This window comes from Pseudomonas sp. 05T35 (assembly GCF_056396605.1).
The window spans coordinates 1-1,532 of sequence record NZ_JBFTLU010000698.1 but is presented as its reverse complement, the minus strand read 5'-3'; the positions used below and the strand labels follow the sequence as shown (position 1 = coordinate 1,532).

The following is a 1,532-nucleotide window of genomic DNA, read 5'->3' as shown; positions in this document are numbered from 1 at the left end:
ATCAGCAGTTGGGCGCCTTCGGCCATGCGGTAGATGGCGAGGGCGACGTTGCGGCGGGAGCCTTCGATTTCGAAGGCGAGGTCGCCGGCGATGGCTTTGATGGAGGCGATGTCTTCGGAGGCGTTGGCCAGGAGGCTGTCGGTGTCGACGTCGGGGGCCACGATGAAGAGTTGGCCTTTGCGGGCGTCGGCCAGGTGGATTTTGGGTGAGGGTGTGCCCAGGTGGTGGTCGAGGGCGCGTTCGGCGGCTTCGTGGAGTTTCTTCGAATCGAGGGATTCGTAGGGGGAAGTTGCTGGGTCTTCTGGTGGATTTGGTGTTGGTTTGAACATGATCGGGTTCCTCTTTATTTATGGAGGCTGACCCGGTTCGCTTGCACGCGAATAGAGGGTGGCAGCCATGTGCGGGGTGCAAGACCGAGTAACCCAATCCCAGAAAACCTCGGCAGACCCTAAGGTCTCCCGCACACAGCTGCCATAAAGCATAAACAGCGAACACAAATTGTTCGTTGCATGGCTAGTGGTTTTGAAAGGTTGTTTTTTACTCGGACTTGCACGTCCGTGTCACCGTTTTTTGGTGACAGGGTGAGACTAGCCCTGACTCGCAGGCCCGGATAGTTACCGAACACCGCTACAGCTTGAAGGAAATGTCCGAGACCAATAGGGCTGGGATTGAGTCGGGACCGGGTTGTCTGGTTTTGCGACCGCTGCGTCCGGATGCGGCCCAGATCGAACGCCGCCTTCGGCAGCTGCTACAAGGGGGATGTGGTGGGTTTTGAAAAGTGTGACTTGGTGGTCATCGTGCTGAAAAAGCGCTTCATCTTCTTCTAACGCTGCGCAACGGTGGCGTTCTGGGTTTAAGCCGCTACACTGCGCCAGCGTTCATTTTTCTTTTGGGGCTTGGGCATGAAATTTCGTTTTCTTCTCTGGGTGATGGGCTTGCTGATGCGCAAGGCCAGTCGGACCAATCCGGCGTTTCAGCAGCAGTTGGGTGATAAAGAACTGGTGTTCCAGTTGCAGACGCTGGACGGCAAGGTGGCGCGGCACTTTGTGGTGAAGGATCAGCGCATTACCAGCAAGGCTGGGGTGTATGCAGAGCCGGCGTTTGCGATTGCCTTTAAGGATGCGGCTTACGGTTTTGCCACGATGCAGGCGAAGAACAAGCAGTTGGCGTTCATGACCGGGATTCAGGACAAGTCGATTCAGATCAAGGGCAACCCGGCGCTGGTGATGTGGTTCCAGGGGTTGACCAAGTATTTGAAGCCGAAGAAAAAGCCAGTAACGACTCGTTGAGGATAACGATGGCACCCGTACCCGAGTGGCTCAGCCAGTCGGTTATTTGGCTTTTAAAGACAAGATGACTGTCATTTGTGACAGCTGCTCGTTGCCATCGCTCTGTGCTCCACTGTGGTCGGTGTCTCTTGCAGGCATCCTTTATCACCACAAGGGAATGCGTCATGAATTTGAATCAGGAGCAAAAACAAGCAGAGCCGGGGGCTCTTGATCCGGCATTTGGCGGTGGCAGCGGACGTGTAG

General features: G+C 55.7%; 2 protein-coding genes. One reads left to right on the top strand and one right to left on the bottom strand.

Features of this window, described 5'->3' with window-relative positions; genetic code table 11:
- On the bottom strand, nucleotides 1–329 hold a 329-nt coding region (locus tag AC1DH9_RS28985), incomplete at its 3' end, for a DUF6124 family protein (RefSeq protein WP_477809318.1).
- 573 nt (nucleotides 330–902) lie between these two features.
- Here AC1DH9_RS28985 and AC1DH9_RS28980 point away from each other — a divergent pair.
- Complete coding sequence (locus AC1DH9_RS28980) at nucleotides 903–1,289, top strand: SCP2 sterol-binding domain-containing protein (RefSeq protein WP_427545527.1); 387 nt, start codon at nucleotides 903–905, stop codon at nucleotides 1,287–1,289.
- Nucleotides 1,290–1,532: the final 243 nt, after the last annotated feature.